The organism is Mycobacterium sp. (assembly GCF_049280035.1).
GTDB lineage: Bacteria > Actinomycetota > Actinomycetes > Mycobacteriales > Mycobacteriaceae > Mycobacterium.
Genome location: NZ_JBAPPI010000861.1, coordinates 1 through 7,752, shown reverse-complemented (window position 1 = coordinate 7,752; position 7,752 = coordinate 1). Strand labels below are relative to the sequence as shown.

Here is a 7,752-nt window from a genome sequence, read left to right as displayed (position 1 = left end):
CGCCACAGAACGGCGTACAACTCGATCAGCGGGATCGCCAGAAAAACAGCGGCCCCTGAGGCTAGTGGGTCGGCGAGAGTCTCCGTCGTCGACGTCATACTCCCGACGGTGACCGGCGCACTCTGCTTAACGGCAAATCTTTAGTGACTGAAAGGCAAATGATGGTCGAAAAGAAAACGCGGCAAGCCACGTCTCAGCGCGACGCCGTCGAACACATCCGTGAAGGCGAAACGTTTTTTGTGAATCTGCCGGTAATTGGTCGGGTGGAAATTCCGCGGCCAGAGCAACTCGCGTACTACGGCGGTCTGGCCGCCCTGGCCGCGTTCGAGCTGATCGATTGGCCGGTCGCGGTTGTCATCGCAGCCGGCCACATCATGGCCAGTAACCACCACAACCGCCTCCTCGAGGAGCTCGGTGAGGCGATGGAAGAGATTTAGCTCGCGTTCCCTTGCAGGGCGCGGCGCGCGGTCTCGACGTCTTGGTGAATCGGCAGACACATCAATTCGGCCACCCTGTACATAAAGCTATCCGGCGACAAAACGAGGACGATAGCGTTCTGTTCGAGCAGCCGATCCAGCGCCGCGAATCCGGCACTGTCCAAGTATTTGACCGGGCTCAATTCGAGGATGATGGGCCGGGTGCCCGGCACGGCCAGCACCGACTGGGTGAACTCCTCGACATTCGTCACGTCGACCTCACCGGTGACTGTCACTGCGGCGGGGGTGGCCGCCCCCGCGCCATTCCGGGAGTTCTGCAGCTGGAAAACCGCGCGGGTCACGGTGTCATGCCCTGCACCAAACTGGCCTCCGAGACGACTGCGTGTTGGAACGTCAGGGTAATCCGTGTGCCATGGGCGGTGCGCACGGTCCTGACGTGATCGGCAAGTCCGTTGATCATGGTGAGCCCTCGCCCACCCCGCAGACTACGTTGGCTGGCCGAGGAATCGCCCGACCACCGGCCGGTATCACTGACCGTCGCGGTGACGGTACGACCGCGCACGAAAGCCTCGATGGAGATCGTCCTGTGCGAATCGCCGTCGCTGCCGTGCTCGATCGCATTGCTCACGGCCTCTCCGGTGGCCAGCAGGATGTCGACTGCCCGACGCTGGTCTGCTGCGATACCGGTCAGCCAATCACCCAGCTGGTGCCGGGCTTCCGGGATATTCACCGGTGCGGCACGCAGCACGGTGGCGAAACTGCGTGCCGAGGAGTGGTTGGGACGCACCGCCAACAGGACGACGTCGTCGGTGTAGCCGCCGGGCGGGGCCATCCGGTCGAGCAACTCGTCACAAAACTCCCCGACCGACAATTCGGCACGATAGGCGGCCGCGGCCTGTAGCCGCGCGAATCCTTGATCGAGTGTCTCGCCCGGCCGCTCGACCAGCCCGTCGGTGTAGAGCAACAGCAGGCTGCCCGCCGGCAACTCGTCTGCTGCCGTATTGGGTTTGAGAGGGCTGTCCGATGCCGCAACCGGGGGACGTCGGCCGCGGGTAAGAAAAACCGGCGGTTGGTCCGGCATCACCAGCAATGGGTAAGGATGACCCGCGCAGGTGTAGCTGATGCTGGAGCTAGCGTCCGACGTTCCCGGTTCTCCGGCGTCGATCACGGCATAGCTGACCGTCGCGCAGCGTGCACCCGGGATTGCCGCCGCATACCTGTCCAGCGAGGCAACCACCGCGTCCGGGTCAGCGCCGGTCAAGGCGGTAGCGGCAACTGCGGCTCGGAGTCTGCTCATGACGATCGCGGCGGGCAGACCGTGTCCGACGACGTCGCCGACGGATATCGCGATCTGACCCGGTCGCTGCAGCGGCATTACCAGATACCAGTCGCCGCCGACGCGCATCGCCTCGCCGCCGGGCTGATACACGGCCGCCACCACCGCGGCCGTTGACCCGCGGTCCAGATCGAGTAGGTGCTCTTGGAATTCGACGGCGATCCGATGCTCGCGTTGTGCGCTGCGGACCCGGCCCAGGGCCGACTGGGTGAGTTCCGCGGTCCGGGCCAGCATTTCGAGCTCAGCGGGATCGAAGTCCCGCGGTGTGGGCCACAGCAACCCCAGGGAACCGATCACCTTGCCGTCATCACCACGCAATGGCTGGCTGACGCACGCCCGGACGCGTTCCGCGGTCTCCTGCACCACGTGGCCATAACGCGAGGCGAGGGCCAATGTATCGGTAATGACCATCCGCTGACCGGTCTTGATGACGTCGATCGGCACCAGCGGCGTGTCCAGGGTGGCGACGTGGTAGCGGTCGCGGAATTCCGCGGGGACCGGACCGGCGTAATCGAATCGGACGTTGTTCTGCTCGGCGTCGAGGAGACCGATCACGACGACTGCGGCACCACCCGAACCGAGCGGAGAGGCCAGCAGCGCCTCGGCGATTCCAGAGACCGAGTCGGCGGCTTGCAACGCGGCATCGAGTTGGGCCGCAGCGGAGGTATGCCGAAGCTCGGCTTCACGCTGTTGCTGACCGGCACGTTCGCGGCTGGTGGCGGACAACCGCGCCGCGACCCGCTCGACCAGCTCCTGCGAGCGGAAGGGTTTGGGCAGATAATCGTCCGCGCCGCCGGCGTAGCCTTCGCTGACGGCCTCGTTTCCGGCCCGGGCGGAAAGCATCACGATCGGAGTAGCGGCCAGTTCTGGATCGTCACGAACCAATGAGACGAAGTCGAAGCCGTCGAGCTTAGGCATCATCACGTCGGTCACGATGGCGTCCGGGCGAAACTCGCGTGCGGTCCGCAGGGCCGCTTCGCCGTCGGCGACCAGAACCGTTCTCCAGTGCGTCGACAGCACCCGCTCCAAGTGAGCCCGCATGTCGGCATTGTCGTCGGCGATCAACACCAGTTCGCGGTTGTCCTCGCTGGGCACGGTCTCGGTCGGCAGCGGCGCCACCCATTGACCCGCCTCGACGACGTACGGGTTGTCCAACAGATCGGCCGGTGAATGCTCGACCGGAATGCCGGCAAGCGATTTGGGCAGCGTGATGGCAACGGTGGTGCCGCAGTGGAGTTCGCTGGCGATCTGCAAACTGCCGTTTTGAAGTTCCACCAGCCCGCGTACCAGCGACAGCCCGATTCCGGTGCCCTCCACACTGCGGCCCAGCGCGGTGTCGGCCCGAAAGAAACGTTGGCCCAGCTGTTTTAGGTCCGCCTCGGCTATACCGACTCCGGTATCGCAGATGCTAACGCCGACCCGGCCGGATCGCCCGCCTCGCGCCCCTGCCTGGCCCGCATCGTCGCCAGGCGGCGCGTCGCCGCTGTGCACCGTGACAGTGATCGAGCCGCTCAGCGTGTATTTGACCGCATTTGACATCAGGTTGAGCACGATGGTTTCCCACATGTTCGGGTCGATGTCGGCCAGCGCCTGACGGCAGTCGAGGATAAGTTCAAGCCCGGCTCGCTCGCACAGTTCGGTGAACGACGACGCGATCTCCGATGTCAGCGCCCCGACATCGGTGCACACCAATCTCGTTGTGGCGCGGCCTGCTTCGATACGAGAGAACTGCAGCAGCGAGTCGACCAGGCGCAGCAGCCGCCCCGCGTTACGCCGAGCCGTTTGCAGCCGCTCGGCGAGAACGGTGGACGAATCGACATCGGCCAGCGCGTCTTCGAGCGGTCCCAGCAGCAAGGTCAGCGGCGTGCGGAATTCGTGGCTGACATTAGTCAAAAACGCCGTCTTGGCGCGGTCCACTTCGGCCAGCGCATCCGCGCGGTGCCGTTGCTGCTCGTGGGAGATCACCGAGGCCAGCGCCGAGGACAGTTGGTCGGCGAGCAACTGACAAAAGCCGCGGTATTGCGCATCCAGCGGGCACCGCGGATTCGTTCCGACGACCAGTGCCCCCGCGATCGGATTGTCTCCCAGCGGCAGTACCAGCGCCAGGTCCGGGCAGTCGGCGTCCAACACCTCGTCGAGACCGCGAATCACCGACGCCACGTCATCGATGATTTGCACTTCCGCCCGTGATCGCGCTGCCGGCTTCCAGTCGGTGAGCTTTCCCAGCGTGGGCGGCAGCAGCGGAAGCACCGACGGTGTTGCTCCCCGCAAGGCGATTTCGGCCGCGTCCACACCACTGACGTAGGCCGCGACGAACGTTACGTCCGGCTGGTCGGCACAGACCGAGACCGCTGTGCTCACCGCGTCGTCGACGGTGCGGGTTTCCATCGTCGCCGAGGCCACCGCATTGAGTAGATGCAGGCGCCGCTCGCTGATCACCCGCTCGGTGGTTTCCCAGGATGGGCAGAAAATCCCGTAGCTCTGGCCGTTTGCTCCGACCAGCGGGCTATAGGTAAAGGTGAAGTAGCGTTCCTGGCGTCGGCCGCCGGTCACCATCGGCAGCATCAAGTCATGCGACCAGGTCGCCTCGCCGGTGGCAATGACGCTGGCCAGCATCGGGCTGATCGGCTCCCAGATGTCCCACCACACAAATCGGCCACGCCGGCCCAGCGCGGCGGGGTGTTTGTCACCGAGGATCTGGATATAGGCGTCGTTGTACACCAGAAACAGGTCGTCGGCGCCCAACCACACGACGATCGGGAATCGCGAGGTCAACACCACCGCGACAGCCGACCGTACCTCGGCCGACCACGCTACCGGCGACCCCAATGGGTGCGCGGCCCAGTCGAATTCCGCGAATAGCAGGCCCATCTCGCCGCCCAGCGCGACGGCCGTGGCAAGGTCGGGTGGCAGCTCCTGCGGCTCGCGTCTCCAGTCGCGGCGGGGTCCGCTCACTGCTCCTGCTCGGTATCACGGCCTTGCAGCGCATCCGTCAGCGTGGGATAGAGCTCGAGCACGGTGTCCAAGTTCGTCACCTCGATCGGGCGAACCACCAGTCCATTGTCGGCAACCAGCCGGACGGACGTCCCGGCGTCCAGCCCTTGTCGGTGGCATTCGAGGACGGCGTTCAGTCCGGCGCTGCCGAAGTAGGTGACGGCCTGCAAATCGATGATGAGCAGTCGAGAGGCTTGGCTCCCGGCCTGCTGCAGCGCGGCAGCCAGCTGTGCGGTGAGATTGCCGGCGGTGCTGGAATCCACTTCGCCCTTGGCCTGCACTACGACAGCTTCCGGCCGCACCTCATAGTCGACAATCAACAAATCCATCGCGTTCACCCGCTTCAATGCACCGCCAGATGCAATGCCGTGGCGGCTTACCGTCCACGGCTTTGTCGAGCCTAACCGGCGACCCGGTTATGCGTTGGGTTCACCTGGAATGCGCTCGTGCACGGTCAACAACAGATGGTCGAAGGCGCTTTGCACGTCCGCCGACGGCGGTGGCAGCGTGGCAATTTCGTCGAGGAGCTGCTTGGCCAGCGCGCGCAGTTTGGTGTTGGTCTCCTGCGACCGCCACCGCAGCACACCGAAGGCTTGCTCCGCGCTGACCCGGTAAATGGCCATCAGGGCACCTTTGACCTGCTCGATCACCGCGCGGGTCTCGAACAGGTCTGGCAGCGCTTCGTCGAGGGCCACCTGGCGGGTCTCGACGAAGGCGGCGGTCAGGTCGATGTAATAACCCGCGGTTCCCACCACTGCACCCGCCTCATCAGCCATCCGATCGGCCAGCACGATCGCATCGTGCACATTGCCGCCCATGTCGATAAAGCGGTGCCGGCTGGAAAACGAGCTCTTGGAGTGCAGTGCCCGGTCGAGCAGGTCTTGAACGTGGTCCCGGTCTTCTGGATGTTTGTGCGACAGCAGCAGTTCCGTCGTCGGCTGCACGGAGCCGGGCTCATAGCCGTGCATGATGGCTACCTCGTCGGACCATTCCCAACGCTGGCCGACAAACCAGAACCGGAAGGCGCCCACGCTGACGGCGTCGGCGTGGGCGCTCGTTGCAAGAGTTTCGGAGGCCTCGTGCACGTTCACGATCATTCCACCGTTGAGGAGACCTTGCCCACGGGTTAGCCACGATGCGCAGGCGTTCTCGCAAACCCTGGCAAGCACTAATCGGTGCTGCTAAATTCTTCGCCGCTGCTACTGCCCCGCTCTCCCCCGCAAGCGGGTGGTACCCCCACCTCACGCGCTGCCGCGGCGCGCATCGTCGCGGGGCGTGCACACCGCCGTCCCACTGCGCTAGCGTGGACCACACGACAACGCGGGAGCGCACGCCCGGTGCGCTGAGAGGACGGCTCGGGGCCGTCGACCGTACGAACCTGATCGGGTAATGCCGACGTAGGGAGGATGAACAATGACCGTGACCGTCGAACCATCGGTGACCACCGGACCCATCGCGGGCAGCAGCAAGGCCTATCACGACCTGGACGCGGTGCCGGGAGCCAAAGTGCCATTTCGGCGAGTGAATCTGTCGAACGGAGAGCACTTCGACCTGTATGACACGTCCGGGCCCTACACCGACCCCGACGCGGTGATCGACGTGACGGCCGGGCTGCTGCCGCGCCCCGGCGTGGTGCGTGACCGCGGCACTCAGTTGCAGCGAGCCCGCGCCGGTGAGATCACCGCCGAGATGGCGTTCATCGCCGCCCGCGAAGACATGCCCGTTGAGCTGGTTCGCGACGAGGTTGCCCGTGGCCGTGCGGTGATCCCGGCCAACCACAACCATCCCGAGAGCGAGCCGATGATCATCGGCAAGGCGTTCGCGGTCAAGGTCAACGCCAACATTGGCAACTCCGCGGTGACGTCGTCGATCGCCGAGGAGGTCGACAAGATGGTGTGGGCCACCCGTTGGGGCGCCGACACCATCATGGATTTATCCACCGGCAAGGACATTCATGCCACCCGCGAGTGGATCCTGCGCAACTCACCGGTGCCGGTTGGCACGGTGCCGATCTACCAGGCGTTGGAAAAGGCCAAAGGCGATCCGACCGAGTTGACTTGGGAGATCTACCGCGACACCGTGATCGAACAGTGCGAGCAGGGTGTGGACTACATGACCGTGCACGCTGGGGTCTTGCTGCGCTATGTGCCGCTGACCGCTAAGCGGGTCACCGGCATCGTGTCCCGCGGCGGGTCCATCATGGCGGCGTGGTGCCTGGCACATCATCAGGAGTCGTTCCTGTACACCAACTTTGAAGAGCTCTGCGATATCTTCGCCCGCTATGACGTGACGTTCTCGCTGGGCGACGGGCTGCGGCCGGGATCGATCGCCGACGCCAACGACGCCGCGCAGTTCGCCGAGTTGCGCACTCTGGGTGAGCTCACCAAGATCGCGAAAGCCCATGGCGCACAAGTGATGATCGAGGGCCCCGGGCACATACCGATGCACAAGATCGTCGAGAACGTCCGGCTGGAAGAGGAGCTGTGCGAAGAGGCCCCGTTCTACACCCTGGGGCCGCTGGCCACCGACATCGCTCCGGCCTATGACCACATCACCTCGGCGATTGGCGCGGCCATCATCGCCCAAGCCGGCACCGCGATGCTGTGCTACGTGACCCCCAAGGAGCACCTCGGGCTGCCGGATCGCAAGGACGTCAAGGACGGGGTGATCGCCTACAAGATCGCCGCGCACGCAGCGGATTTGGCCAAGGGTCATCCCCGAGCGCAGGAACGTGACGACGCACTGTCGACCGCGCGTTTCGAGTTCCGCTGGAACGACCAGTTCGCGTTGTCACTGGACCCTGACACCGCGCGGGAATACCACGACGAGACGCTGCCCAAGGAAGCCCACAAGGTCGCGCATTTCTGCTCGATGTGCGGCCCGAAGTTCTGCTCGATGAAGATCACCCAGGACGTCCGCGACTACGCCGCGACCCTGAACGACCCGAACTCGATCGGAATGTCGGTCTCCGGCACCATCGAGGAC

General features: G+C 64.9%; 6 protein-coding genes and 1 riboswitch. Of the genes, 2 read left to right on the top strand and 4 right to left on the bottom strand.

Annotated elements, in window-relative coordinates:
- Window positions 1-161 precede the first annotated feature (161 nt).
- A complete protein-coding gene (locus WAN71_RS27500) occupies window positions 162-437 on the top strand; it encodes a hypothetical protein (RefSeq protein WP_422228352.1) in 276 nt (91 codons plus the stop codon).
- Here WAN71_RS27500 and WAN71_RS27495 read toward each other — a convergent pair.
- From WAN71_RS27495 to WAN71_RS27480, 4 genes are all read right to left on the bottom strand, one after another.
- Window positions 434-778, bottom strand: a complete 345-nt coding sequence (locus WAN71_RS27495; RefSeq protein ID WP_422228351.1) for an STAS domain-containing protein — start codon at window positions 776-778, stop codon at window positions 434-436. The genes WAN71_RS27500 and WAN71_RS27495 overlap by 4 nt on opposite strands.
- Window positions 775-4,728: a SpoIIE family protein phosphatase gene (locus WAN71_RS27490; protein WP_422228350.1), complete on the bottom strand. Its 3,954-nt coding sequence runs from the start codon at window positions 4,726-4,728 to the stop codon at window positions 775-777. Before WAN71_RS27490 ends, WAN71_RS27495 begins: the two co-directional genes overlap by 4 nt.
- Window positions 4,725-5,096, bottom strand: coding sequence for an STAS domain-containing protein (locus WAN71_RS27485; RefSeq protein ID WP_422228349.1), 372 nt, complete (start codon window positions 5,094-5,096; stop codon window positions 4,725-4,727). The genes WAN71_RS27490 and WAN71_RS27485 overlap by 4 nt, the downstream gene beginning before the upstream one ends.
- A gap of 87 nt (window positions 5,097-5,183) precedes the next feature.
- Window positions 5,184-5,864, bottom strand: a complete 681-nt coding sequence (locus WAN71_RS27480; RefSeq protein WP_422228348.1) for a PAS and ANTAR domain-containing protein — start codon at window positions 5,862-5,864, stop codon at window positions 5,184-5,186.
- A gap of 213 nt (window positions 5,865-6,077) precedes the next feature.
- Window positions 6,078-6,189, top strand: a riboswitch (TPP riboswitch).
- Here WAN71_RS27480 and thiC point away from each other — a divergent pair.
- Window positions 6,181-7,752: phosphomethylpyrimidine synthase ThiC (thiC, locus tag WAN71_RS27475; protein WP_422228347.1), on the top strand; the 1,572-nt coding region annotated here is incomplete at its 3' end. Its footprint overlaps the riboswitch before it by 9 nt.

Excerpts from the sequence above, each read along its gene's own strand:
- WAN71_RS27480 (WP_422228348.1), bottom strand. The coding sequence starts at position 5,864 with ATGATCGTGAACGTGCACGAGGCCTCCGAAACTCTTGCAACGAGCGCC.
- WAN71_RS27500 (WP_422228352.1), top strand. The coding sequence starts at position 162 with ATGGTCGAAAAGAAAACGCGGCAAGCCACGTCTCAGCGCGACGCCGTC.
- WAN71_RS27485 (WP_422228349.1), bottom strand. The coding sequence starts at position 5,096 with ATGGATTTGTTGATTGTCGACTATGAGGTGCGGCCGGAAGCTGTCGTA.